This window comes from Amycolatopsis sp. 2-15 (assembly GCF_030285625.1).
Classification (GTDB): domain Bacteria; phylum Actinomycetota; class Actinomycetes; order Mycobacteriales; family Pseudonocardiaceae; genus Amycolatopsis; species Amycolatopsis carbonis.
Genome location: NZ_CP127294.1, coordinates 8,152,140 through 8,175,143 on the forward strand (window position 1 = coordinate 8,152,140; position 23,004 = coordinate 8,175,143).

Below are 23,004 nucleotides of genomic sequence, written 5' to 3' on the forward strand. Positions count from 1 at the left end.
CCCGAGCCGAGAGGCCGCGAAGGGAGAGCTGTGTCCCAGCAGACCCAGTACAACAAGAACCCGGAAGCCGTTTCCCGGCTGACCCCGGAGCAGTACCGCGTGACCCAGCAGGACGGGACCGAGCGGGCGTTCACGGGCGAATACTGGGACAACCACGAGCCCGGCATCTACGTGGACGTCGTGTCCGGCGAGCCGTTGTTCGCCTCGGTGGACAAGTACGAGAGCCACTCCGGTTGGCCGAGCTTCACCAAGCCGATCCAGCAGGCCGGCGTCGTCGAGCGCAAGGACTTCAGCCACGGCATGATCCGGGCGGAGGTCCGCTCGCTGCACGGTGACAGCCATCTCGGCCACGTCTTCGACGACGGCCCGGTCGACCAGGGCGGCCTGCGCTACTGCATCAACTCCGCGTCGTTGAAGTTCATCCACCTCGACGACCTGGACAAAGAGGGGTATGGAGACTTCCGTGCCCTCTTCACCACCGACACCGACAAGTAAGGAGACGACGTGACGACCGAAAAGGCGATCCTCGCCGGCGGATGTTTCTGGGGTATGGAGGAGCTGTTCCGCCACCAGCCCGGCGTCGTGTCCACGCGCGTCGGCTACAGCGGCGGCGACACCCCCAACGCCACCTACCGCAACCACGGCACCCACGCCGAGGCCATCGAGGTCCTCTACGACCCCGCCCAGACCGACTTCCGCAACCTGCTCGAGTTCTTCTTCCAGGTCCACGACCCGACCACGAAGAACCGCCAGGGCAACGACATCGGGATGAGCTACCGCTCCGCGATCTACTACACCAACGACGAGCAGAAGAAGGTCGCCGAAGACACCATCGCCGACGTCGAGGTCTCCGGCCTCTGGCCCGGCAAGGTCGTCACCGAGGTCACCCCCGCCGGTGACTTCTGGGAGGCCGAGCCCGAGCACCAGGACTACCTCCAGAAGTACCCGAACGGCTACACCTGCCACTTCCCCCGCCCCGGGTGGAAGCTGCCCAAGCGGGCGACGGCCTGATCACGACGGCGCGCGGACCCACGTCCGCGCGCCGCGCGTTTTTCAGCGCCTTCTTTTCAGCACAGCTCAGCGCCTTCCGTCCAGCGCAGCCGGCCCTGTCACCCAGGACCACGGCCCGGCCGACCCGAGGAGATCCCGATGCGCGACTACCCGGACGCGATCACGCAGATCGACCACGTCGAGCCCGTGCCCCGGCGGATCCGCGCCGTGCTCGGCGGTGAGACGGTGCTCGACACCACCCGCGCGCTCTACGTGTGGGAGTGGCCGTATTACCCGCAGTACTACATCCCGGTCGCCGACGTGACTCCCGGCGTGCTCATGGACGAGAACCACCCGCAGCACCTCAAGCGCGGCACCGCGCGCCGCCAGACCCTCAAGGCGGGCAACGAGGTGAAGACCGCCGCGGCGCGCCTCTACGGCGACGACGCCACCGCCGGGCTCGCGGACCACGTCCGGTTCGAGTGGGCCGCCCTCGACGCGTGGTTCGAGGAGGACGAGCAGGTGTTCGTCCACCCGCGCAACCCGTACGCGCGCGTCGACGCCCTGCGCTCCACCCGGCACGTGCGCGTCGCGCTCGAAGGGCAAACGCTCGCTGAGTCGTCGTCGCCGGTGCTGCTGTTCGAGACCGGCCTGCCGACGCGGTACTACCTCAACCGCACCGAGGTGGACTTCTCCCACCTCGTGCCCACCGGCACCGTCACCGAGTGCCCGTACAAGGGCACCACCACCGGCTACTGGTCCGTGCACGTCGGCGACGTGCTGCACCAGGACCTGGCCTGGTCCTACGACTTCCCCACGCGCTCGCTCAGCGCGATCTCCAACCTGATCTGCTTCTACAACGAGAAGGTCGACATCTTCGTCGACGGCCGGGAGATCCCCCGGCCGACCACGCACTTCTCCTGACGGGTCAGTCCACTTCGGACTGCAACCGGGCGAACGCCGAGGTCACGGTGCCCGCCAGCCGGTCGCCTTGCGCGGCGTGGCCGGCGGGCACCGTCACGCACACGGTGAACCGGTCGGCCCAGGTCATCACGCCCACCGCCACCGGCACGTCCGGCGCCAGCGACAGCACGGGGTACACGGTGCGCACGAGAGAACCGTTGAGCACCACCGGCGAACGCGCGCCCGGCAGCACCGAGGCGATCATGCTGAACCAGGTGCCGCGGTAGACCAGCCGGGCCACGCGCCGGTGCAGCCACGGCGGCAGGATCCCGATCACGCGCACCACGGCGTTGCCCGCCCGGGGTGCGCCGCGGGTCACCTGCTCGGCCAGCAGCTCCCGCGTCGCGCGCACGCGTTCGGCCAGCGACATCGCGCCGGTCGGCAGGTCGACGCTCGCGGCCCCCGTGTGGTTGCCCAGCTGGCGGAACGTGCCGGTGTCGCGAATGGACATCGGGATCAGCACCCGCACCCGCTCCGGCGCCGCCGCGCCCAGCTCCTGGTGCACTGCCTCCGCGACGAGCGCGAGCACGAAGTCCGTGGTCGGCACGCCGACTTTGCGAGCGGCCGCGCGCACCGCCGGGGCCGATAGATGGGCCCTCGCGTAATGCCGCCGCGGCCCCGAAATCCTGGTCTCCCACGGCACGCGCGGCGCCGCGCCCGCCCGCGCGAGCGCCCAGATGCCCCGGGCCAGCTCCTCGGCTTCCCTCCGCTTCGCGCCCTTCTTCGCACCACTCGCTGCACCACTCGGCCCACCGCTGCCCCGGACCAGCTCGCCCGCCCGGTCGGCGGCCCCCCGCAGTCCCCTCCGCCGCACCGGCGCCGGCGGCGGGTCCAGCGGCGGTTTGCCGCGGGCCTGCCCGACGAGCGCGCCGATCACCGCGATGCCGTCGCTCGCCGCGTGGTGCAGCGCGATGAGCAATGCGCCCTGCTCGCCTTCCAGACCCGTCACGAGCCGCGCGCGCACCGGGTGTTCCGAGGACACGGGCTCGGAGAAGAAATCGTCCATCTGCGCGGTGAGCGAGGATTCGAGCTCGCTGCCCGCCGGCAGCTCGACGTCGCCGAGGATGCCGTCGGCCGTGCGTGCCGGGTCCTCCTGCCACTTCGCCCGCCACAGGCCGCCGCCCGGCAGCAGCCGCGCGCGCAGGCCGGGCGTCGCCGACAGCAGGTGGACGGCGTCCGCGTGCGTGGGGCGCGAACCGTCGGCCTTCGGGTCGAGCATCAGCACCGCGCCGACTTGCTGGGGCACCTGCGGGGTCGCGACGTGGAGGAACAACGCGTCTTCGGGCCGCAGTCGCTGCGGCGCCGGGTTGAGCGGCGAGTCCACGAGCGACTCGAGCGCCGCCGTGAGCGACGTGGCCGAGTCGCAGTGCCGTGTGGCCGCCTCTTCCATCGCCTTGAGTCGTTCCGGTTCGGCGAGCAGCGTGCGGACGGAAGCGGTGAGCTCACCGTCCTGCTCGGTCACGAGCGCGAGACCGGCCTCGGCCATCAGCCGGGCGTTGGCCTTGCCGTGCGCGGCGATCGGCCGGTGCATGAGCACGGGCCGCCCGCACGCGAGGGCTTCCAGCCCGGTCGCGCCGCCGGCGTTGGTCACCACGACGTCGGAGGCGATCGTGTAGTCGGCCATCCGGTCGGTCCAGCCGACGACACGCAGCCGCGGCTCGCCGAGCCGTTCGAGCCGGCGCTGCAGCGCCTCGTTGCGGCCGCAGATCGCCACGGGCAAGACCTCGGGCCCTGCGGCGAGCAGCTCCCGCACCGTGCCCTCGACGTCACCGAACCCGAGCGAGCCGCACGAAACCAGCGCCACGAACGCTTCCGGCGGCAGCCCCAGCCGCTGCCGCGCGCCCGCGCGGTCGCCGGGCCGGAACTCGGCGCGCACCGGCGGCGCCGACACCCCCACCACGGCCGACGGCGCGCACCGGCGGGCCAGGCCCACGGCGACGTCGTGCATCACCATCGTGAGGTCGGCCGAGCCGTAGACCCAGAACGGGTGCGGCGCGAAGTCCGACACCCACGCGCCGATCGGCGCCCGCAGCTTCCCGCGCCGGCGCAGCCACGCCAGCCCGGCCGTGCCCATCGGATACGTGGACAGCACGAGGTCCGGCGCGAAGTCCGCCACCGGTTTCGCGAGCCGCCGCCCGCACCAGGACGCAGTGAAGCGCTTCGACGCCGCCGCGAACCACGCGAGGCGCCAGATGGCGTCGTAGAAGAACTCGTACAGCCACGGGGTGGTCTCGACGTTCGCCACGTAGATGCGGCGGAACAGGCCCCCGAACCCCGGCCCCAGCTCATCGAGGGCGTCGAGCCACTTGACCTCGGCGGCGGGCCAGCGCTCCCGCACGGCGCCCTCCAGCGCCCGTCCGGTGGCGTTGTGCCCTTCCCCCATGTTCGCGGAGACGATCAGCACGCGCTCCAACGCGCCCCCTTCGCCCGAGGTGCCGCGAGCGGCGGTCACCAGCTGCTGCCTAACAGGCGGACCCGGCCAGACCGTACCCGTCGTCGGAGTCCGACCCGGCGTGCTCGGCCTCGGCGTGTTCGTGTTCTTCCTCGATCGCGGCCACGTCCAGGTGGGCCGCGCGCGTCGAGAGCATCGCGATGCCGACCACGATCACGGCACCGGCGAACGCCTCGCCCGCGAGCCCCCACGGCGTGCCGTTGGCGGTCTCCCCCATCCAGGACAGCCCGATCGCGACCCCCACGAGCGGGTCGAGCGCCGTGATCACCGCCAGCGCCGGCGTGAGGTAGCGGCCCTGCTGGAAGGTGTTCTGGCTGAGCAGGAACCCGAGCGGGCCCACCACGCAGACGATGTAGAGCGTCCAGTGCTTGAACGGTTCGTCCAGCCCTTGGCGGAACTGGCCGGCGACGACCTTCATCAGGCCGGCGGTCAGGCCGTAGAGCACGCCCGTGGCCACGGCGAGCCCGAGCACGCGCCCGGAGCCGGAGTGGCTGAGCGCGGCGAGCGCGAGGCCCGCGATGGTCACCACGGCCAGCGTGATGCCGAGCGGGAGCAGCGTGGTCCCGGTGACGAGCACGTCGCTGTTGCCGCTGGGGCGCGCGATCACCAGGAACACCGCGAGCCCGACGACACACAGCGCCGTGCCGGCGCTCATCACCCGGTCGGGTCCTCTCCGCTCCAGCCGTGCGAACACGAACCCGGCGAAGATCAGCGACGTGATGAGCAGGGGCTGGACCAGCAGCAACGGCCCGAACGCGAGCGCGACGAGCTGCAGCCCCAACCCCAGCACGGTCGCCACGATGCCGATGAGCCACAATGGTCGCCCGACGAGGCGCCTGAACAACGTGAGATCGAGCGGGTTCGCCGGCTCGACCTCTTTGGCCGCCTTTGCCTGGGCGGCGCTGGCGATCCCCATGCACGCCGCGCCCAGCACCGCGGCAGGGACGGCCACGAAAAGCGACACCCCCGTGACACTCATGGAATACTCACCTCACACCATTCCCATCCGCCGTGCCTATGCTGTTGAAAAATTCGTGGGCCGTGCGGGGGATGGTCACGCCGCACCCGGAGGTACCTGACACGCATGCGACACCACATGACGATCGACCTCCCCTCGTTCCGCAACCTGGTCGTGGGCGGGGGTCGGCATCTGCTGGAGTCCACGCTCGTTCCTGCCGGCCTCTTCTACCTCCTTCTGACTCTGGTCAGCTTCGACAGCGGGGTCATCGCCGCGCTGTGCTGGTCGGTCGTCGTCATCGTGACGCGCCTGGTGCTGCGCAAGCCCGTCCCCGCGGTGCTGTGGCTCACCTCCGCGCTGCTGATCGCCCGGACCGCATTGGGCCTGGCCACCGGCAGTGCCTTCCTGTATTTCCTGCAGCCGACCCTACAGAACTTCGTTATCGCCAGCCTGTTCCTCGTGTCCGCGCCGCTCAACAAACCGCTGCTCGCGCGGCTGGCCGGTGACTTCTGCTCGTTCCCGGACACGCTGTCGGGCCACCCCGGCATGCGGCGCTTCTTCCAGCGCGTGTCGGTGCTGTGGGCGCTGGTGTTCGCCGTGAACGGTTCCGTGACGCTGGTGATGCTCGCGAAGGCGACCGTCGGCAACTTCCTCATGGTCAGCACCGCGGGCTCGTACAGCCTGGTCGCGCTGGCGATCGTCGGCTCGCTGCTGTGGTTCCGGCGCTCGCTGCGCTCGGAGGGCATCGTGCTGCGGATGGCCTCGCGCAAGCCGGCGCTCACCTCCGTCTGATGCCCGCTCCCCGCGGCACCGCGCTGGTCACCGGCGCTTCCTCGGGTATCGGCGAGGCCACCGCGCGGCTGCTCGCGGCCGCCGGAACCCACGTCCTGCTGCACGGACGCGATCGCGAGCGCCTGGCCGCACTCGCCGCGCAAACCGGCGGCACCGCCCTCGAAGCCGACCTCGCGGACCCCGAAGCCGCGGGCAAACTCGCCGAGCGCGCGCTGGCCGTCACCGGCCGCGTCGACACGCTCGTGAACAACGCGGGCCTCGGCTGGGCCGGTCCCCTGACCGAGCTCTCCCCTGAACTCCTCGCGCGGCTGGTCGCGGTGAACCTGACCGCGCCGCTCGAGCTCACCCGCGCGCTGCTGCCCGGCATGCTGGCGCGCGGCCACGGCCGGATCGTGTTCGTGACGTCGATCGCCGGGCGCACCGGCGTCGCGGGCGAAGCCGTGTACGCGGCGACCAAGTCCGGGCTCGACGCGTTCGCCGACAGCCTCCGCTTCGAGCTGCACGGCACCGGTGTCGACGTCGGTGTGGTGGTGCCCGGCGTGGTGCGCACCGCGTTCTTCGAGCGCCGCGGCCGCCCCTACACCCGAACGACCCCACGGCCGGTGTCGGCGCAGCGCGTGGCCGCCGCGGTCGTCCGCGCGACGCACCGGCCCGGCGACTACTACGTGCCCCGCTGGCTGCGCGTGCCGGTCGCGCTGCGTGGCGCGGTGCCCGGCGCGTACCGCGCGCTCGCGATGCGGTTCGGCGCCGAAAGCTGACCGCTTCCCGCGCAGACCGAGCACGGCACCTCCCTGCCTCCGGGTCATGACAGCAGTGTCTCCCCGCCGTCAACAAACTTAGCCCTGCTAACCATTCTGAGGGCAACACTTATTCCGCGTACGCCGTGTGGCACCGCGCACGTCATTCCAGGTCGGACTGCCCTCCCGGCGGACCCCAGGCCAGGGCCAGCAGCAGCGTCGCGCGCGCGTCCGGGTCGTCGAGCGCGGGCCCGAACAGCTCGTGCAGGCGGCCGAGGCGGTAGGACACCGTCTGCGGGTGGATGTGCAGGTCCTCGGCCACGGCCTTGCGGTCGCCGAGGTGCAGTAGCCACGAGCGGAGCGTGGTCTGCAGGCGGTCTCGCGACGAGTCGTTGAGGTCGTCCAGCGGGGCCAGCGCCCGCTTGCGCAGGACCTCCAGCAGACGGTCGTCGCGGTGCACGATGATCGCGTCGAGGTGCTCGTCGGCGAACACGGGGTCATCGGACAGCAGGCGGTCGCGGCGCAGCCGGGCCGTCACCTCGGCGATCCGCAGGCTCGCGGGCAGCCGGTCGACGGGCACGGTCGCGCCGACCACGGCGCCGCCGCCGCGCAGCGCCCGCGCCAGCCACGCGCGCCGGCCCGGGCCGCCCGGGTCCGGCACGATCGTCACGAGCTGGCCCGGCCGGCGCAGCCGCAGGCACGTGTCGTCGAGGCGAGCCACGAGCTCGCGGCCCAGCTGGTTCTCGTCCTCCACCAGCACCACCGCGGCCGACCGCGGCAGCCGCCACTCCGCCCGCAGCGCCGCGGCCTGCACCGCCGCCCCGTCGGCGCGGTCGGAGAGCAGCAGCTCGGTCAGCTCGTCGCGCAGCCGCTCGCGCATGCGCACGGCGTCGGACTGCTCCTGCAGGTAGCCCTTGAGCGACGACTCCGACAGCTGGTCCACCAGCGCGAACACCGTGGTGGCGAGCGAAGCGAACAGCTCCGCGGGCACCTCGAGGTCCAGCGCGGCCTCCGACACGTGGCGCCACGCGACCCGCGCGCCCACGCGGTAGGCCGACAGCAGGCTCGTCACGCGCCGGCCCTGGCGGTACTGCGTCCGCCCGATCTCTTCGAACACCACTTGTTCGACGCCCGAACCCAGCTCGGGCAGGTCCTCGTCCGGCTGTTCGGCGAGGTTGATGAGCCGGCGCACGAACCCGGCGCTGGCCGTCACGATCTCCGCCAGCTCTTCGGTGAGGAACGCAGCGTAGTCGGGGTGCTGCTCGACGAGCTGATCACGAACCTCGTTCAGGATGGCTGGGAGTCGCCTGGTCACGACGGTCTCCAGCTCACCCAGACGGGTCACCTGGTCTGATCCCATGTGCGCAGCTTGTCCTTCCGTAGCAGGTAGCAGGTCTACGGGTTCGGTCCGCCTTATCCTGACCCCACTTTGTCCGCTCGTGCCAAGTCGAAGCCAGCAAAATTCTTCTTCCGATTGCAGAAGCCGCCCATAAGTGCGAGTCAGACTGTGTTCGATGAGATCGACTTCACCTGACGGTCACGCAGCGGACGCGGACGGTCTGCGAGAGAAGCGGAGCGCGGAGAACTTCCCGGTCGCGCTCCGCGTGCTGCCCCGGCGGCTGCGGTCGGATCTGCAGGCCGTCTACGCCGTCGCGCGCACGATCGACGACCTCGGTGACGAAGCCGACGGCGACCGCATCGCGCTGCTCAAGGCGTTCGGCGACGAGCTCTCGGCCGCCTTCGACGGCGCCGAGCCCACCGACCCCGTGATCCGCGGCCTCGTGCCGGCGATGCGCGCGGGGCGGGTGGAGCTCGAACCGTTCCGCCGGCTGGTCGAGGCCAACCTGCAGGACCAGCACGTGACGCGGTACGCGACGTACGAAGACCTGCGCGCGTACTGCCGGCTGTCGGCCGACCCGGTGGGCCGGATCGTGCTGCGGCTGTTCGACGTGCACGACCCCGAGGCCGAGGAGCTCTCGGACCGCGTGTGCACCGCGCTGCAGCTGCTGGAGCACTGGCAGGACGTGGCCGAGGACCACGGCAACGGCCGGATCTACCTGCCGCAGGAAGACCTCACGGCCTACGGCGTCACCGAGGACGAGCTGGGCGCGGCGCGGGCGTCGCGCCGGCTGAGAGAGCTGATGCGCTTCGAGATCGACCGCGCCGCGGCCCTTCTGGGCAGCGGCGCTGGTCTGGTCGGGCTCCTTCACGGCTGGGGCCGGCTGGCCGTGAGCGGGTTCGTGGCCGGCGGGCTGGCGACCGTCGACGCACTGCGGGAGACGAACGGAGACGTGCTCGCCACGCAGGCCAAGCCGGGCAAAGCGGATGTGCTGGCGTGGCTCGTGTGGCTGCAGGTGGGTGTGCCCAGGACGGGGAGGCGGTCGGGATGAGCACAGTCGAAGAGGCCTACGAGCACTGCGCGCTGGTCACGAAGGAGCAGGCGCGCAACTTCTACTACGGGATCCGGCTGCTGCCGCCCGACAAGCGCTCGGCGTTGTGCGCGGTCTACGCGCTGGCCCGGATCGTCGACGACATCGGCGACGGCGACCTGCCACCCGAGGCGAAGCTGCAGGGCCTGGCCGACATCCGCAAGTCGCTCGGTGACCTGTCCGCGAGCACCGACCCGGTGTACGTCGCGGTCGCCGACGCGGCCCGGCGCTACCCGATCCCGCTCGGCGCGTTCGAGGAGCTGCTCGACGGCGTGGAGATGGACGTGACCGGCCGCGAGTACGTGCGGTTCGAGGACCTCGTGGAGTACTGCCGCTGCGTCGCCGGTTCGGTCGGGCGGCTGTGCCTCGGGGTGTTCGGGAGCAAGCCCGAGCCCGAGGCACCGACGTACGCCGACGAGCTCGGGATCGCGTTGCAGCAGACCAACATCCTGCGCGACATCCGCGAAGACCTCCTCAACGGGCGCGTGTACCTGCCCAAGGAGGACCTCGACAAGTTCGGGGTGGAGCTGAAGGTCGGCGAGGACGGCCGGCTGGCCGACGACGGTGGCGGGCTGACCGCGCTGGTCCACTTCAGCGCCGCGCGCGCCCGCGACTGGTACGCCCGCGGTCTCAAGCTCGTGCCCTCGCTCGACCGCCGCAGCGCCGCGTGCTGCGCGGCGATGTCCGGGATCTACCGCACGCTGCTCGACCGCATCGACGAACAACCCTCGCTCGTGTTCGACCGCAGGCTTTCCTTGTCCGGCCGGGAAAAGGCGGTGGTCGCCGTGCGGGCGCTCACGGGGATCGGCCGATGACAGCCGAAGTCGCCGTCGTCGGTGGCGGACTCGCGGGCATCGCCACCGCGCTACGCTGCGCCGACGCAGGGCGCCCGGTGACGCTGTTCGAGGCGCGGCCGCACCTGGGTGGGCTCACGCACTCGTTCACGCGCGGCGAGCTGCACGTGGACAACGGCCAGCACGTGTTCCTGCGCTGCTGCACCGCGTACCTCGCTTTGCTCGACCGCCTCGGCGTCGCCGACCGCGTGACGTTGCAGCCGCGCCTGGAGATCCCGATCCGCACTCCGGGCTCCACGGAGTCGACGTGGCTGCGCCGCGGCGACCTGCCCGCGCCGCTGCACCTGGCCGCGTCCCTGCTGCGCTACGACCCGCTGCGCCCGCTGGACCGCGCGCGCTTCGCGTTGGCAGCGCTGGCCTTGCGCCGCGTGGACCCCACCGACGACCGCACGGACCGGCAGTCGTTCGGTGAATGGCTGCGCCGCCACGGACAGAGCGCAGCCGCGATCGAGGCGCTGTGGGACCTCGTCGGGGTCGCGACGCTCAACGCGACGGCCGACGAAGCATCGCTTTCCCTGGCCGCCACGGTGTTCCAGGAGGGCCTGCTCACCGACCCGGCCGCGGCCGACATCGGCTGGTCGCTCGTGCCGTTGCGCGAGCTTCACGGCGACGCGGCGCTCGAAGCGCTCACCACGGCCGGCGCCGACGTGCGGACCGGCACGAAGGTGCGCGCCATCGAGGAGACGGCCGGCGGCTGGCGCGTGCGCACCGACGACGGCGAGGCCACGTTCGGCCAGGTCGTGCTCGCCGCTCCCCCGCCCGTCACGGAGAAACTCGCGCCGCCGGGCGCGATCCCGCTGCCGCACGGCTGGTCGGGCGGGCTCGGTAGCTCGCCCATCGTGAACGTCCACGTGGTACTCGACCGGCGCGTGCTGGACGAGCCGTTCGTGGCTGGTGTGCGCACGCCGGTGCAGTGGGTCTTCGACCGCACGCGCCAGTCGGGCCTGGCGTCCGGGCAGTACCTGGCGATGTCGCTCTCGGCCGCCGACGACCTGATCGACCTGCCGACGGCGACGTTGCGCGAGCGCCTGTTGCCGGAGCTCACGGGGCTGCTGCCCGAAGCGCGCGGCGCGCAGGTGCTGGATTTCTTCGTGACGCGGGAACGGCACGCGACGTTCCGGCCCGGCCCGGGCACGGCGTCGCTGCGCCCGGCCGCGGAGACGTCCGCGCGAGGGCTCTACCTGGCCGGGGCGTGGACCGCCACCGGCTGGCCCGCGACGATGGAGGGCGCCGCCCGCAGCGGTGCGGCCGCGGCGACCGCCCTTCTCGAGAAGAACGTGCACGAGGAGAAGGAGGGAGTCGGAGCATGACCGCCACCATGCGACCCGCCGCCGAGGCGGCCCCTGCGGTGCCGGCCGCACTCGGCCGCACCCGTGACACGGTGCAGCCGGCGCTGCGCGAAGCCGTCGGCCGGCTGGACGAGACCAGCCGCGCCATCAGTGCGTACCACCTCGGCTGGACCGAAGCCGACGGCACGCCGGTGAGCGGCAACGGCGGCAAGGCCGTGCGGCCGGCGCTCGCGGTGCTCTCGGCGCTGGCCGCCGGCGCGCCCGCCGAGACCGGCGTGCCCGGAGCGGTCGCCGTCGAACTGGTGCACAACTTCTCGCTCGTCCACGACGACCTCATGGACGGCGACACCGAACGCCGCCACCGCCCCACCGTCTGGGCGCTGTGGGGCGCGCCGGCGGCCATCCTGACCGGCGACGCGATGCTCGCGCTCGCGCAGGAAGTGGTGCTGGACAGCGGTTCCCCGCACGCGATCCCCGCCGCGCGGCTGCTGTCGGAGACCACGCGCCGGCTCATCCACGGCCAGGTGCTCGACGTCCAGTTCGAACAGCGCGACGACGTGACGCTGCCCGAGTGCCTCTCCATGGCCGGCGGCAAGACCGGCGCGCTGCTGTCCGGCAGCGCCGCGATCGGCGCCGTGCTCGCCGGCGCGCCCGCCGAGACCGTCGACGCCCTCGCAGTGTTCGGCGAGGAGGTCGGGTTGGCGTTCCAGCTCGTGGACGACGTCCTCGGCATCTGGGGCGACGCGGCCGTGACCGGCAAGCCCGTGTACTCCGACCTGCGGGCGCGCAAGAAGTCGCTGCCCGTCACCTATGCGGTCACCCACGGCGGCGCGAAGGGCCGCGAGCTCGCGGAGTGGCTCGCGGGCGAGGAAACCGGCGGTGCGGCCGACGAGGCCGAGCTGGCGCGAGTCGCCGCGCTCGTGGAATCGGCCGGCGGCCGCGAGTGGGCCACGGCCGAGGCCGCCCGCCGCGTCGCGACGGCCGAGCGCGCGCTGTCGGCGATCCCGTCCGGGCCGCGCGAAGAGCTCATCGACATCGCCCGTTTCATCGTGCACAGGGAGGCGTGAATGACGCAGACCGTCCCCGGGACGTCCACTTCGGACACCCCGCGCGAACGATCGCGTACTCCGGAAGAAGCCCTCGCCGCCGGCGTCGAGTTCCTGCGCGGCGAGCAGCACGCGGCGGGCTGGTGGAAGGGCGAGCTCGCAACCAACGTCACGATGGACGCCGAAGACCTGCTGCTGCGCCAGTTCCTCGGCATCCTCACCGAGCAGCAGAAGCAGGAGTCGGCTCGCTGGATCCGTTCACAGCAGCGCGACGACGGCACGTGGGCCAACTTTCCCGGCGGCCCGGCGGACCTGTCGACCACGGTGGAGGCGTGGGTCGCCCTGCGGCTGACGGGTGACCCGGCCGACGCACCGTGGCTCGTCGAGGCGGCCGGCTGGATCCGCGCGAACGGCGGCCTGGAGAGCACCCGCGTGTTCACACGGATCTGGCTCGCGATGTTCGGGCAGTGGTCGTGGGACGACCTGCCCAACCTGCCGCCCGAGCTGATTTTCCTGCCGCCGTGGTTTCCGCTCAACGTCTACGACTTCGCGTGCTGGGCGCGCCAGACGATCGTGCCGCTCACGATCGTCGGCACACTGCGGCCGAAGCGGCGGCTGCCGTTCGACGTCGCCGAGCTGCGCGTCGGCAAGACCCCGAAGAAGTCCGCGGCGCCGTGGTCGTGGGACGGGGTGTTCCAGAACCTCGACACCGCACTGCACACGTACGCGAAGCTGCCGTTCAACCCGGTGCGCAAGGTCGCGATGCGCCAGGCCGCCGAGTGGATCCTCGCGCGCCAGGAGTCCGACGGTTCGTGGGGCGGCATCCAGCCGCCGTGGGTGTACTCGATCCTCGCGCTGCACCTGCTGGGCTACCCGCTCGACCACCCCGCGCTCAAGGCCGGGCTCGAAGGTCTCGAGGACTTCGCCATCCGCGAGGAGACCGAGCAGGGCTGGGTCCGCCGGCTCGAAGCGTGCCAGTCGCCGGTGTGGGACACCGCGCTCGCGATGACCGCGCTGCTCGACGCGGGCGTCTCCCCCGGCGACGAGACGCTGGTGCGCGCGACGGAGTGGATGCTGGGCGAGGAGATCACTGTGCCGGGCGACTGGACGGTGCGCCGCCCGTCGCTCGCGCCCGGCGGGTTCGCGTTCGAGTTCGCCAACGACGGTTACCCCGACACCGACGACACCGCCGAGGTCGTGCTGGCGTTGCGGCGCATGGGCCGGCCGGACCACCTGCGCATCCGCGGGGCGATCGACCGCAGCGTGAAGTGGCTCGAAGGCATGCAGTCCAGCGACGGCGGGTGGGGCGCGTTCGACGCGGACAACACGCAGGTGCTCGCCACGAAGCTGCCGTTCTGCGACTTCGGCGCCGTGATCGACCCGCCGTCGGCGGACGTCACCGCGCACGTCGTGGAGATGCTGGCGGCCGAGGGCAAGGCGCACACGATCGAATGCCGCCGCGGCGTGAAGTGGCTGCTGGACAACCAGGAGGCCGACGGTTCGTGGTTCGGCCGGTGGGGCGCGAACTACGTCTACGGCACGGGCGCGGTCGTGCCCGCGCTGGTCCTGGCCGGCGTTCCCGCGTCCGACGTCCGGATCCGCCGCGCCGTGCGGTACCTGACCGAGCACCAGAACCCGGACGGGGGCTGGGGCGAGGACTTGCGCTCCTACGACGACCCGGGCAAGTGGTCGGGCCGCGGCGAGTCGACGCCGTCGCAGACCGCGTGGTCGCTGCTCGCGCTGCTCGCCGCCGGCGAGCAGAACGCGGCCGCGACGACCCAGGGCGTGGCGTGGCTGTGTGAGCAGCAGCGCGAAGACGGCGGCTGGGACGAGGACTTCCACACCGGCACCGGCTTCCCCGGCGACTTCTACCTGTCATACCACCTCTACCGCGTGGTGTTCCCGCTGTCGGCGCTGGGCCGGTACGTGCGGAGCGACTCGTGAGACCGGCCGTGCTGTGCGCGCCGCTGCGGATCGAGCGGGCCGCCTTGCGCGCCGCCGGCCTGCCGGTGGTGCGCACGGGCCTGGGCCCGCGGCGGGCGGCGGCCACCGCGGCCCGGTTGCCGGAGGGACCTCGTCTCGTCGCCGGGATCGGCGGTGGGCTCGCGGCGCACGTGCGGCCGGGTGACGTGGTGGTGGCCGACGAGGTGCGTGGGCCGGACGGCGTGGTCGAGGTGCCGTCCGCTCCCCTGCTGGCCGGCGCGTTGCGACGGCTCGGTTTGACGGTCCACCTCGGACCGGTACTCGGCGTCGACCACGTGGTGGGGGAACGGGAACGCGCCACGCTGGCCTCCTCGGGCGCACTGGCTGTCGACATGGAGTCGCACCGGCTGGCCGCTGCCGGGCAGCCGTTCGCCGTCGTTAGGTCCATTGCGGACACAGTCGGTGCGCCGCTGGTCTGGCCCGGCACGGTTTCCCACGGCCTGGCGGGGCTGCGCAGCCTGCGGGCGGCGGTACCGGCGCTCACGGCGTGGGCGGCGGCGACCGGGCCGCGGCAGCTGGTGATGGCGAGCCCGCGGTCCTTCTGCGCCGGCGTGGAGCGGGCGATCGACATCGTGGACCGCGCGCTGGCCAAGCACGGCGCGCCGGTGTACGTGCGGCGCCAGATCGTGCACAACACCCACGTGGTGCGGCAGCTGCAGAAGCGCGGCGCGGTGTTCGTCGACGAGGTCGAGGAAGTGCCGGAGGGTGCGACGCTCGTGTTCGCCGCCCACGGCGTGACCCCGGCGGTGCGGCGCGACGCGGCGGAGCGCGGCCTGTCGGTGATCGACGCGACGTGCCCGCTGGTGACCAAGGTGCACAACGAGGTGCGCCGCTACAGCGGGCGCGGCGACACGGTGTTCCTCATCGGGCACGCCGAGCACGAAGAAGTGGAAGGGACCGTCGGGGAGGCGCCCGGTTCGGTCGTGGTGGTGGAGGACGTCGCGGCGGCCCGCACCGTGCAGGCCACCGGAGCCGTCGCCTACACCATGCAGACCACGCTGGCGCTCGACGAGGCCGAGGAGATCGCGTCCGTGCTGCGCGAGCGGTTCCCCGCGTTGTCCGCGCCGCGCAAGGACGACATCTGTTACGCCACCACCAACCGGCAGCAGGCGCTGCGGGCGATCGCGCGCGAGGTCGACCTCGTACTGGTGGTGGGCTCGGCCAACTCGTCCAACTCGCGCCGGCTCGTGGAAGTCGCCGAGCGCGAGGGAACGCCGGCCGTGCTGGTCGACGGAGTTTCGGACATCGACCTGCGCCGCCTGGCGAGCGCGGGCCGGATCGGCCTCACCGCGGGCGCCTCGGCGCCGCCGCACCTCGTGGACGAGGTCGTGGCGGGCCTGCGCGGACTCGGGCCGGTCACCGTCGCCGAAAGCCGGCTGACGGACGAAGAAATCACTTTCACCCTACCTCGGGAGGTGCTCTGAGCCATGGCCATGCCGTTGCGTCAGTCCGTGCGACTGGGCGGTTATCTGATGAAGCAGAAGCTGCTGCGCAAGGAAAAGTTCCCGCTGCTGGTGGAGCTTGAGCCGCTGTTCGCTTGCAACCTCAAGTGCGCCGGCTGCGGCAAGATCGAGCAACCGCACACCTTGCTCAAGCAGCGGATGCCGGTGGAGCAGGCCGTGGGTGCTATCGAGGAGAGCGGCGCGCCGATGGTGTCCATCGCCGGCGGTGAGCCGCTGATGCACCCGAAGATCGACGAGATCGTGCAGCAGCTGCTCGACCGCCGCAAGATCGTGTTCCTCTGCACCAACGCCCTGTTGCTGCACAAGCACATCCACAAGTTCAAGCCCCACCACAACTTCGCGTGGATGGTGCACATCGACGGCCTCGAGGAGCGCCACGACGCGTCGGTGCGCAAGGAGGGCGGGTTCGCCGCGGCCGTCGAGGCGATCAAGCTCGCCAAGGAAAAGGGCTTCCGGGTGATGACGAACACGACGTTCTTCAACGGGGACACCTCGCAGGACGTGATCAACGTGCTCGACTACCTCAACGACCTGGGTGTCGACAACATGCAGATCTCGCCCGCGTACGCCTACGAGAAGGCACCGGACCAGGACCACTGGCTCGGCGTGAACCAGACCCGCGAGCTCTTCGCGAAAGCCTTCGGCGGCGGCAACCGCAAACGCTGGCGCCTCAACCACTCGCCGGTGTTCCTCGACTTCCTCGAAGGCAAGCGCGACCTCGAGTGCACGCCGTGGGGCATCCCGTCGTATTCGTTGCTCGGCTGGCAGCGCCCGTGCTACCTCCTCGACGACGGCTACGCGAAGACCTACAAGGAACTCATCGAGGAAACCGACTGGGACGCCTTCGGCCGCGGCAAAGACCCGCGGTGCGACAACTGCATGGCGCATTGTGGTTACGAGCCGACCGCGGTGATCGCCACGCTGGGTTCACTGAAGGAGTCGGTGCGCGCGGCTGTGGGGCACTGAGGTTTGGTGCCGGCGAAAGCCGCGGGTCCTTCGGGACTCGCGGCTTTCTTCTGGAAGCTGCCGACCTTCACTCTCCGAAGGTGAAGAGGATCTTCCCCCGGCGGCCGGGCGTCAGGGAGTGGGCGAAGGCGCCCTCGTAGTCCTCCAGCCGGTAGGTCGCCTCGACCGGCGCGGTGAGTTCGCCGGTGGCCACGAGGTCGGCGAGGTCGGAGTACAAGGTGGTCACCTCGGCGGCCGGGGCGGTGCGGAGCCAGTTCATCAGCCAGAAGCCCGTCAGCGAAATCCCGCGGAAGACCACGTCCGCCGGCGAGATCCGTGGGGCGCCTTCGGGGAAGGCGTAGGTGACGACGGTGCCGCCGTTCTTGAGGGAGCGGGTGAGGTCCTTGATGACCGGGCCGCCGGTGGCGTCGAGGATGAGGGAGAGCTGCTCGCCGGCGAGGGCCGATTCGAGGGAGGCGCGGAGGTTGCCGTCGGAGACCACGGCCTGGTCGCCACCCGCGGTGAGGACTTCGGGGGCGGCCTCGGGGCGGCGGACGACGTTCAGGGTGCGCAGGCCGGCGCGCCGGGCGAGGGTGATGAGGTAGCGGCCCATGGCGGAGTTCGCGGCCGTCTGGGCGATCCACGAACCCGGCTCGAGCCGGCCGTGCAGGCGGAGCAGCTGGTAGGCCGTCGCGGGGTTGACGGCGAGCATGGACAGCTGCAGGACGTCGGCGTCCTCGCGGATCGGCAGCACGGTCCGCCGCGGGAGCACCACTTTGTCCGCCCACAGGCCCTGTTCCATCGTCGGCAGGATCAGCACACGCTTGCCCACCAGTTCGGCGTCGCCCTCGACGACCCGGCCCACGCCCTCCGCGCCAAGGGTCGCGGGCAACGCCGGACGGACGCCGTAAAGACCGCGCACCAGCAGGAAGTCCGCGGGGTTGAGCGGGGCGGCGAGCATCTCGACCACGACGTCGTCCGGCCCGGGCGCCGGAGCCGGGGCGTCGTCGAGCCGGACGGAGGTGGCGGGGTCGCCGAACTCGGTCAGCAGGAGACGGGCCATCGGGGCAGTCCTCTCGGGAAGTCGGCAGAAGGAACGGATCAGTGCGAACCCGCGGACCACCCGGGGATCGGTCACCCGAGAAGACTATGACACCTGTCATAGTTGTCAAGTGCGGCAGACACAACCAACCGGCGCACGGCTCTATCGGGTCAACAGATCGTGCAGCGCCGCACCGACGACGGCCGCGCCCGAGTGGGTCATGATCGTGGCCGCGTGGTCGGCGCCGGCGATGCGCCGGGGGCGGCGCAGAGTGGGCAGGGCGGCGCGGAACCCGACCAGGGCTTCGTCGCTGTACGCGGGCGGCGTGCCTGGCCCCGAGCTCCACTCCGCGCACACCAGCTCGGTCGGCACGGCGATCTCCCGCCAGCGCGGCTCGCCGAAGAACACGTCGGTCGCATCGGCCAGGACGGCTTCGCGGCTGAGGAACACGCGACCGTCGGAGAGGTCGTGGTCGAGGCAGTCGCGCAGGAGCGGGTCGGCGGCGTCGAGCAAGGGGTTGGCGCGCGTGAAATAGGCCAAGTACTCGTCGACGTCCGCCCAGCGCCGCGAGACGCGCTCCAGCTGCGGCGCGAACGCGGCGGGCACCGTCTCAGGGGTGAGGCCCGGGGGCACGGCCATCGGGAGCCCGCCGTCGACCAGCACGAGCCCGCGCACGCGGTCCGGCCAGCGCGTGGCGAGCTCGACCGCCACGAACCCGCCCAGGGACATCCCGCACACGTCGACCACCGGGTGACCCAGCGCGTCGAGCACGCGCACCAGGTCGGAAGCGTGCTGCCGCAACGAAGACGGGCCACTCACCGCGAAGCTGCCCGCACGCCCCCGCAGGTCCGGCATCACCAGCGACAGATCCGGTGCCTCGGCCCGCAGCCAGTTCCACAGCCGGCGGTTGCTCGTCACCCCGTGCACGGCGAGCACCGGCGCCGAAGCCGCGGCCACCACCTCCACGGCCAGCGCCCCGCCCTCGACCGCCACCGACACCGTCCTCGCGTCACCCACCATGAGGACACCGTAACGACTGCGGACCACTGTGGACACTCCCGGCCCGACACTCCCGGCCCCACACTCACGGCCCGGCAGCCACCGCCCGGCAGTCACGGCCCGATCGGCTCCCAGTCCCGGTGGTGGTCCACCCACCACTGCGCGATGTCGAGCCGCCGCAGGAAGCGGACACCCGGCTGCTCCGTGGCATACCGGACGAAATCCCGCACGGCCGCCGCGCGCCCGGCCTGTCCGCTCCACCGCGGGTGCAGCCCCACGGTCATCATCCGCGCCCCGAAGCCGTCGTCGGCTTCCTCGCACATGTAGTCGAGCGCGAGCCGCAGGCTTTCGAAGAACTGCGCCGGCGAGCCGTAGGTCGGGCTCAGCAGGTAGCGGGTGTCGTTGTACACCTTGGAATACGGCACGATCAGCAGCCCGCGCTCCGAAAAGTACGGCAGCTCGTCGTTGCACGGATCCGAATCGTAGAGGAATCCGCCTTCCGCCACGAGCAGGTCGAGCGTGTGCTCGCTCGGGAACGACCGCACGTACCACCCGCGCGGCCGCTGCCCCGTCGTCCGCTCCAGCGACTCGATCGCGCGGTGCAGGTGGTCGCGCTCCTCGTCGACGGGCATGCGCGCGTAGTCGAGCCAGCGGTAGCCGTGGCCGATCACGTCGTGGCCGCGTTCGCGGATCCACTCCGCGACGGCCGGGTTGCGCTCGAGAGCGACCGCGCACGCACCGACGCTCACCGGCACCGCGTAGCGGTCGAAGATCCGCGCCAGCCGCCAGATGCCGACGCGGCTGCCGAACTCGTAGTGCGTCTCGGTGCCGAGATCACGCACCTCGGGACCGACCTCGTAGGCGTACTCGCCCCAGCCGTCGTTGCGGCCGTCGCCGTCGGGGATCGAGTACTCGGCGCCCTCCTCGTAGTTCACGACGATGTTCACCACGACCTTGGCGTCGCCGGGCCAGCGCACCCGGGGCGGGTACCGGCCGTAGCCGACGAAGTCACGCGGCGGCGCTGCGGCCGGGTCACGGGGTTCGGGCACGAACCCAGCGTGGCACGGCCGCCGCATCCCGGCAGGGTCAGTGCGGCGGGAGCTTCGCGGCCAGCACGCCCACCGGCGTGATCGTCGGCGGCACGGCGAACAGCTCGTCGCCGCGCAGCTCGATCTGCCTGCGCACCTCGCCCTGAAGGTGGGCTTCGCGGTCCTCCTCCGTCTCGAACGCGTCGAAGATCCGGAACGACGACGGCCCGAGGCGGAAACCGAACCAGGCCAGCGTGCCCGGTTCGGCGTCCACAAGGGACTTGGCGTCGACGAGGAACTGGGCCACGTCGTCCTCCTTCCCGGGCTTCGCTTCGAACTCGACGAAAAATCCGTACGCCGGCATGGTTTCCTCCTCACCCGGGCCACCGTGGCCCGGCTGTCCGACGCTAACCGGCGGGAAGCGTGCAGGACGCTCGGATCCCGCCGGATCGGGCCTCACCCGGCGCCGGGTTCGTCACGACGCGGCCGGAGTGGCGCGAAAGGTGGCCCGGTAGCTGCCCGCCGTGGTGCCGACCTGGCGTTCGAAGTGGCGGCGCAGCGTCTCCGCGGACCCGAACCCCACCATCGCGGCGATCTCCGAGATCCGGTGATCCGTCGTCTCCAGCAGCACCTTGGCGGCCGCCACGCGCTCGCGGTTGATCCAGTCGAACACCGTCATCCCCGTGGCCCGGCGGAACTTGCGCACCAGGCTCCGCTCGCTCAGGTGCACCTGCGACGCCAGCCCGGCCAGCGTCAACGGCTCGTGCAGGTGCTCCCGCAGCCACGCCAGGAACGATCCGAGCGCCGGCTCCCCCGCGATCCGGATCGAGTCCTTCACGAACTGCGCCTGCGCACCCGGGCGCCGCGGCGCCGTCACCAGCAGCCGGCCGACGTCGCCGGCGTAGGCCTGGCCCAGGTCCTCGGCCAGCAGGTGCAAGGCGAGGTCCGTCGCCGAGAAGATCCCGCCCGACGTGTGCACCCCGCCGTCGTCCACGTACAGGCAGCCCGGATCCAGCTTGACCTGCGGGAACTCCCGGCAGAACTCCTCGGTGAACAACCAGTGCGTGGTCGCCCGGCGCCCGTCCAGCAGCCCGGCGCGCGCCAGCAGGAACGCGCCCCCGCAGAACGACACCATGCGCGCGCCGGCCTCCGCCGCGCCCCGCAACGCCCGCACCACGGATCGCGGCCGCTCCGCCAGCGGATTCTCGACACCCGGCACCATCACCGTGTCGGCCGTCAGCAAGGTCTCCAGCGGCGCGAGCTCCCCGAAGTCCACGCCCGAAGGCAGCACCTGGCGCGGCTCCTCGCCGCAGAGCACCACCTCGTACGCGCTGCCGACGTCGCCGGTCAGTTCGGCGATCGCCGCCATCCGCGGGCCGAACACCTGGTGCACCACCGTGACCTCCAGCGCCACGGAATCGGGCACGACCAGCACCGCGATCACGTGCTTGGCGCGGCCGCGCGAGGTGACGGGCGTCTTGGCGGGGTGCATCACTGCTCCTGATCCGGCGGGTGCCCAGGAGACCGGGGCCCCGCCGCCGAGCGGGGTCACAGCCGGACCGCTTCGAGCACGGCGGCCACGAACGCGCGTGGCTGCTCCTGGGGCAGGTTGTGCCCCGCGCCGGGCACGCGGTGGTGCACGCGCGGGCCGGTGAAGTGGTTCGCCGACGCCGCGCCGTCGGTCGCCGGGAAGCTGCCGTCGGCGAGCCCGTCGAGCGTCACCGCCGGCACCGTGATCGGTGGCTGCGCCAGCAGCCGCGCTTCGAGGGCGGCGTAGCGAGGATCGCCCGGCGCCGCGCCCTGGCGCACGCGGTAGTTGTGGATGACCACGTCCACGTAGTCCGGATTGTCCATCGCGGCGGCCGCGATGTCGAGGTCGGCGCTCGTGAAGGGCCACTGCGGCGAGTTGCGCCGCCACACCACTTCCGCCAGGTCACGCCGGGAACGCGTCAGCGCGGTGCGGCCGCGCTCGGTCAAGAAGAAGTAGAAGTACCAGTGCGCCGATTCGGTGCCGGGCGCGTCCGGGGAGGACGCGAGCACGGCCGGGTCCAGGTTCTGGATCAGGTAGCTGCTCACCGACACCAGCGCGCGGCACCGCTTCGGCCACAGCGCCGCGGCGACGTCGAGGGCGCGCCCGCCCCAGTCGTAGCCGCCGAACACCGCGATCTCGACGCCGAGCGCGTCGAGGAACGCGATCAGGTCGCGCCGAGCGCGGCCTGCTGGCCGGAGCGCATCGTCGCGGCGTCGCGGAAGCGGGTGGCGCCGTGGCCGCGCAGGTAGGGCACGAGCACGCGGAAGCCGCGGCGCGCCAGAGCGGGCGCGACCTCGGCGTAGGCGTGCGGGCTGTAGGGCCAGCCGTGGCCGAGCAGCACCACGTCGCCGCGGGCCGGCCCGACCTCGTGGTAGGCGAGGTCGAGCAGGTCGGTGCGCACGTGGCGGACCGGGCCCAGCCCGGAGACCACGGCCGGGGTGGCCGCGGCCTCCGCGGAGAAGGCCGGGAGGGAGGCGACGACCGCCCCCGCTCCCACGGCCTTCCCGAACGCCCGCCGGGAGATCATGGTGTGCTCCTCGTCGGTCGGGCGCACCGTCAGGCTACGGTCGCGACAGTGGCGTCTACGGTGACCTCGACGTTTCCGCGGGTCGCCTTCGAGTAAGGGCAGATCTGGTGCGCGGCGTGGCCCAGCTCTTCGGCGGTCGCCTGGTCCACACCGGACACTTCGAGGTGCAGGGCGGCGCTGAACCAGAAGTCGGCCGTTTCATTGTGCAGGGTGATGTCGGCGACCACGGCGAGGTCGGCGAGCTTCACCTTCTTCTGCGCGGCAACGATTTTCACCGCGCCGAGGAAACACGAGGCCCACCCGGCGCCGAGCAGCTGCTCCGGGTTGGTCGCGCCGCCGTTGCCGCCGAGCTCCTTCGGGATGGCGAGCGTGACGTCGAGCGAACCGTCGGCGGCGGTGGCACGGCCTCCGTTGCGGCCCTCGCCGGTGGCGGTGACGACCGCGGTGTAGGTGGTTTCAGTCATGGCAACTGTCCT

23 protein-coding genes are annotated in these 23,004 nt (G+C 71.9%); 12 read left to right on the forward strand and 11 right to left on the reverse strand.

What is annotated here, in order from left to right:
* The first annotated feature begins 30 nt into the window (after nt 1-30).
* The 3 genes from msrB (at nt 31) to QRX50_RS40340 (ending at nt 1,914) form a co-directional block, all read left to right on the forward strand.
* The gene (gene msrB, locus QRX50_RS40330) at nt 31-495 is read left to right on the forward strand and encodes a peptide-methionine (R)-S-oxide reductase MsrB (protein ID WP_285968334.1); all 465 of its coding nucleotides are present in this window, start codon (nt 31-33) and stop codon (nt 493-495) included.
* A gap of 54 nt (nt 496-549) precedes the next feature.
* A complete protein-coding gene (gene msrA / locus QRX50_RS40335) occupies nt 550-1,011 on the forward strand; it encodes a peptide-methionine (S)-S-oxide reductase MsrA (RefSeq protein ID WP_285974682.1) in 462 nt (153 codons plus the stop codon).
* A gap of 138 nt (nt 1,012-1,149) precedes the next feature.
* Nucleotides 1,150-1,914: a DUF427 domain-containing protein gene (locus QRX50_RS40340; protein ID WP_285968335.1), complete on the forward strand. Its 765-nt coding sequence runs from the start codon at nt 1,150-1,152 to the stop codon at nt 1,912-1,914.
* A 4-nt stretch (nt 1,915-1,918) separates the two neighbouring features.
* Here the strand turns inward: QRX50_RS40340 and QRX50_RS40345 are convergent, their stop codons facing one another.
* Both QRX50_RS40345 and QRX50_RS40350 read right to left on the reverse strand, forming a co-directional pair.
* Nucleotides 1,919-4,405, reverse strand: a complete 2,487-nt coding sequence (locus QRX50_RS40345; protein WP_285968336.1) for a wax ester/triacylglycerol synthase domain-containing protein — start codon at nt 4,403-4,405, stop codon at nt 1,919-1,921.
* 10 nt (nt 4,406-4,415) lie between these two features.
* Entirely contained in the window at nt 4,416-5,384 is a 969-nt protein-coding gene (locus QRX50_RS40350) for a DMT family transporter (RefSeq protein WP_285968337.1), read from the reverse strand.
* 117 nt (nt 5,385-5,501) lie between these two features.
* Between QRX50_RS40350 and QRX50_RS40355 the strand changes: the two genes are divergently transcribed.
* Nucleotides 5,502-6,155 carry a VC0807 family protein gene (locus tag QRX50_RS40355; RefSeq protein WP_353074048.1) on the forward strand — a complete coding sequence of 218 codons (654 nt, stop codon included), beginning with the start codon at nt 5,502-5,504 and terminating at the stop codon, nt 6,153-6,155.
* Nucleotides 6,155-6,913: an SDR family NAD(P)-dependent oxidoreductase gene (locus tag QRX50_RS40360; protein ID WP_285968339.1), complete on the forward strand. Its 759-nt coding sequence runs from the start codon at nt 6,155-6,157 to the stop codon at nt 6,911-6,913. Before QRX50_RS40355 ends, QRX50_RS40360 begins: the two co-directional genes overlap by 1 nt.
* 142 nt (nt 6,914-7,055) lie before the next feature.
* On the opposite strand, the gene QRX50_RS40365 is transcribed toward QRX50_RS40360, so the two are convergent.
* Nucleotides 7,056-8,252: a PucR family transcriptional regulator gene (locus QRX50_RS40365; RefSeq protein WP_285968340.1), complete on the reverse strand. Its 1,197-nt coding sequence runs from the start codon at nt 8,250-8,252 to the stop codon at nt 7,056-7,058.
* A 154-nt stretch (nt 8,253-8,406) separates the two neighbouring features.
* Here QRX50_RS40365 and hpnC point away from each other — a divergent pair, with 154 nt between their 5' ends.
* Genes hpnC through hpnH form a run of 7 tightly spaced genes read left to right on the forward strand, consistent with a single transcriptional unit; the run spans nt 8,407 to nt 16,922 of the window.
* Nucleotides 8,407-9,282 carry a squalene synthase HpnC gene (hpnC, locus tag QRX50_RS40370; protein WP_285968341.1) on the forward strand — a complete coding sequence of 292 codons (876 nt, stop codon included), beginning with the start codon at nt 8,407-8,409 and terminating at the stop codon, nt 9,280-9,282.
* Nucleotides 9,279-10,136 (forward strand): presqualene diphosphate synthase HpnD, encoded by an 858-nt coding sequence (gene hpnD / locus QRX50_RS40375; RefSeq protein ID WP_285968342.1) that lies wholly within the window; start codon nt 9,279-9,281, stop codon nt 10,134-10,136. Before hpnC ends, hpnD begins: the two co-directional genes overlap by 4 nt.
* A complete protein-coding gene (gene hpnE, locus QRX50_RS40380; RefSeq protein ID WP_285968343.1) occupies nt 10,133-11,485 on the forward strand; it encodes a hydroxysqualene dehydroxylase HpnE in 1,353 nt (450 codons plus the stop codon). The genes hpnD and hpnE overlap by 4 nt, the downstream gene beginning before the upstream one ends.
* Entirely contained in the window at nt 11,482-12,531 is a 1,050-nt protein-coding gene (locus QRX50_RS40385; protein ID WP_285968344.1) for a polyprenyl synthetase family protein, read from the forward strand. The genes hpnE and QRX50_RS40385 overlap by 4 nt, the downstream gene beginning before the upstream one ends.
* Nucleotides 12,532-14,454 carry a squalene--hopene cyclase gene (gene shc, locus QRX50_RS40390; RefSeq protein WP_285968345.1) on the forward strand — a complete coding sequence of 641 codons (1,923 nt, stop codon included), beginning with the start codon at nt 12,532-12,534 and terminating at the stop codon, nt 14,452-14,454.
* The gene (gene ispH, locus QRX50_RS40395) at nt 14,451-15,917 is read left to right on the forward strand and encodes a 4-hydroxy-3-methylbut-2-enyl diphosphate reductase (RefSeq protein WP_285968346.1); all 1,467 of its coding nucleotides are present in this window, start codon (nt 14,451-14,453) and stop codon (nt 15,915-15,917) included. The genes shc and ispH overlap by 4 nt, the downstream gene beginning before the upstream one ends.
* A 3-nt stretch (nt 15,918-15,920) precedes the next feature.
* Complete coding sequence (hpnH, locus tag QRX50_RS40400) at nt 15,921-16,922, forward strand: adenosyl-hopene transferase HpnH (RefSeq protein WP_285968347.1); 1,002 nt, start codon at nt 15,921-15,923, stop codon at nt 16,920-16,922.
* 67 nt (nt 16,923-16,989) lie between these two features.
* On the opposite strand, the gene QRX50_RS40405 is transcribed toward hpnH, so the two are convergent.
* The 8 genes from QRX50_RS40405 to QRX50_RS40435 all read right to left on the reverse strand — a co-directional run bounded on the left by QRX50_RS40405 (nt 16,990) and on the right by QRX50_RS40435 (nt 22,992).
* Nucleotides 16,990-17,964, reverse strand: coding sequence for a zinc-dependent alcohol dehydrogenase family protein (locus tag QRX50_RS40405; protein WP_285968348.1), 975 nt, complete (start codon nt 17,962-17,964; stop codon nt 16,990-16,992).
* A 141-nt stretch (nt 17,965-18,105) separates the two neighbouring features.
* Nucleotides 18,106-18,963 carry an alpha/beta fold hydrolase gene (locus QRX50_RS40410; protein WP_285968349.1) on the reverse strand — a complete coding sequence of 286 codons (858 nt, stop codon included), beginning with the start codon at nt 18,961-18,963 and terminating at the stop codon, nt 18,106-18,108.
* 92 nt (nt 18,964-19,055) lie between these two features.
* Entirely contained in the window at nt 19,056-19,991 is a 936-nt protein-coding gene (locus QRX50_RS40415; RefSeq protein ID WP_285968350.1) for a polysaccharide deacetylase family protein, read from the reverse strand.
* A gap of 37 nt (nt 19,992-20,028) precedes the next feature.
* On the reverse strand, nt 20,029-20,334 hold the full coding sequence (locus QRX50_RS40420; RefSeq protein WP_285968351.1) for a putative quinol monooxygenase: 306 nt from the start codon (nt 20,332-20,334) through the stop codon (nt 20,029-20,031).
* 111 nt (nt 20,335-20,445) lie between these two features.
* Nucleotides 20,446-21,462, reverse strand: a complete 1,017-nt coding sequence (locus QRX50_RS40425) for a GlxA family transcriptional regulator (protein ID WP_285968352.1) — start codon at nt 21,460-21,462, stop codon at nt 20,446-20,448.
* Between the two features lie 56 nt (nt 21,463-21,518).
* Complete coding sequence (locus QRX50_RS50130; RefSeq protein WP_353074049.1) at nt 21,519-22,130, reverse strand: alpha/beta hydrolase; 612 nt, start codon at nt 22,128-22,130, stop codon at nt 21,519-21,521.
* A 35-nt stretch (nt 22,131-22,165) separates the two neighbouring features.
* Nucleotides 22,166-22,528 carry an alpha/beta fold hydrolase gene (locus QRX50_RS50135; protein ID WP_353074050.1) on the reverse strand — a complete coding sequence of 121 codons (363 nt, stop codon included), beginning with the start codon at nt 22,526-22,528 and terminating at the stop codon, nt 22,166-22,168.
* Between the two features lie 29 nt (nt 22,529-22,557).
* A complete protein-coding gene (locus QRX50_RS40435; RefSeq protein ID WP_285968353.1) occupies nt 22,558-22,992 on the reverse strand; it encodes an Ohr family peroxiredoxin in 435 nt (144 codons plus the stop codon).
* Nucleotides 22,993-23,004 lie beyond the last annotated feature (12 nt).

What these genes read in the sequence shown, in the direction of transcription:
- msrA (WP_285974682.1), top strand. Translation starts at nt 550, where the DNA reads ATGGAGGAGCTGTTCCGCCACCAGCCCGGCGTCGTGTCCACGCGCGTC.
- QRX50_RS40340 (WP_285968335.1), top strand. Translation starts at nt 1,150, where the DNA reads ATGCGCGACTACCCGGACGCGATCACGCAGATCGACCACGTCGAGCCC.
- QRX50_RS40350 (WP_285968337.1), bottom strand. Translation starts at nt 5,384, where the DNA reads ATGAGTGTCACGGGGGTGTCGCTTTTCGTGGCCGTCCCTGCCGCGGTG.
- QRX50_RS40355 (WP_353074048.1), top strand. Translation starts at nt 5,502, where the DNA reads ATGACGATCGACCTCCCCTCGTTCCGCAACCTGGTCGTGGGCGGGGGT.
- QRX50_RS40360 (WP_285968339.1), top strand. Translation starts at nt 6,155, where the DNA reads ATGCCCGCTCCCCGCGGCACCGCGCTGGTCACCGGCGCTTCCTCGGGT.
- QRX50_RS40365 (WP_285968340.1), bottom strand. Translation starts at nt 8,252, where the DNA reads ATGGGATCAGACCAGGTGACCCGTCTGGGTGAGCTGGAGACCGTCGTG.
- hpnC (WP_285968341.1), top strand. Translation starts at nt 8,407, where the DNA reads ATGAGATCGACTTCACCTGACGGTCACGCAGCGGACGCGGACGGTCTG.
- hpnD (WP_285968342.1), top strand. Translation starts at nt 9,279, where the DNA reads ATGAGCACAGTCGAAGAGGCCTACGAGCACTGCGCGCTGGTCACGAAG.
- hpnE (WP_285968343.1), top strand. Translation starts at nt 10,133, where the DNA reads ATGACAGCCGAAGTCGCCGTCGTCGGTGGCGGACTCGCGGGCATCGCC.
- QRX50_RS40385 (WP_285968344.1), top strand. Translation starts at nt 11,482, where the DNA reads ATGACCGCCACCATGCGACCCGCCGCCGAGGCGGCCCCTGCGGTGCCG.
- shc (WP_285968345.1), top strand. Translation starts at nt 12,532, where the DNA reads ATGACGCAGACCGTCCCCGGGACGTCCACTTCGGACACCCCGCGCGAA.
- hpnH (WP_285968347.1), top strand. Translation starts at nt 15,921, where the DNA reads ATGGCCATGCCGTTGCGTCAGTCCGTGCGACTGGGCGGTTATCTGATG.
- QRX50_RS40405 (WP_285968348.1), bottom strand. Translation starts at nt 17,964, where the DNA reads ATGGCCCGTCTCCTGCTGACCGAGTTCGGCGACCCCGCCACCTCCGTC.
- QRX50_RS40410 (WP_285968349.1), bottom strand. Translation starts at nt 18,963, where the DNA reads ATGGTGGGTGACGCGAGGACGGTGTCGGTGGCGGTCGAGGGCGGGGCG.
- QRX50_RS40420 (WP_285968351.1), bottom strand. Translation starts at nt 20,334, where the DNA reads ATGCCGGCGTACGGATTTTTCGTCGAGTTCGAAGCGAAGCCCGGGAAG.
- QRX50_RS40425 (WP_285968352.1), bottom strand. Translation starts at nt 21,462, where the DNA reads ATGCACCCCGCCAAGACGCCCGTCACCTCGCGCGGCCGCGCCAAGCAC.
- QRX50_RS50135 (WP_353074050.1), bottom strand. Translation starts at nt 22,528, where the DNA reads ATGATCTCCCGGCGGGCGTTCGGGAAGGCCGTGGGAGCGGGGGCGGTC.
- QRX50_RS40435 (WP_285968353.1), bottom strand. Translation starts at nt 22,992, where the DNA reads ATGACTGAAACCACCTACACCGCGGTCGTCACCGCCACCGGCGAGGGC.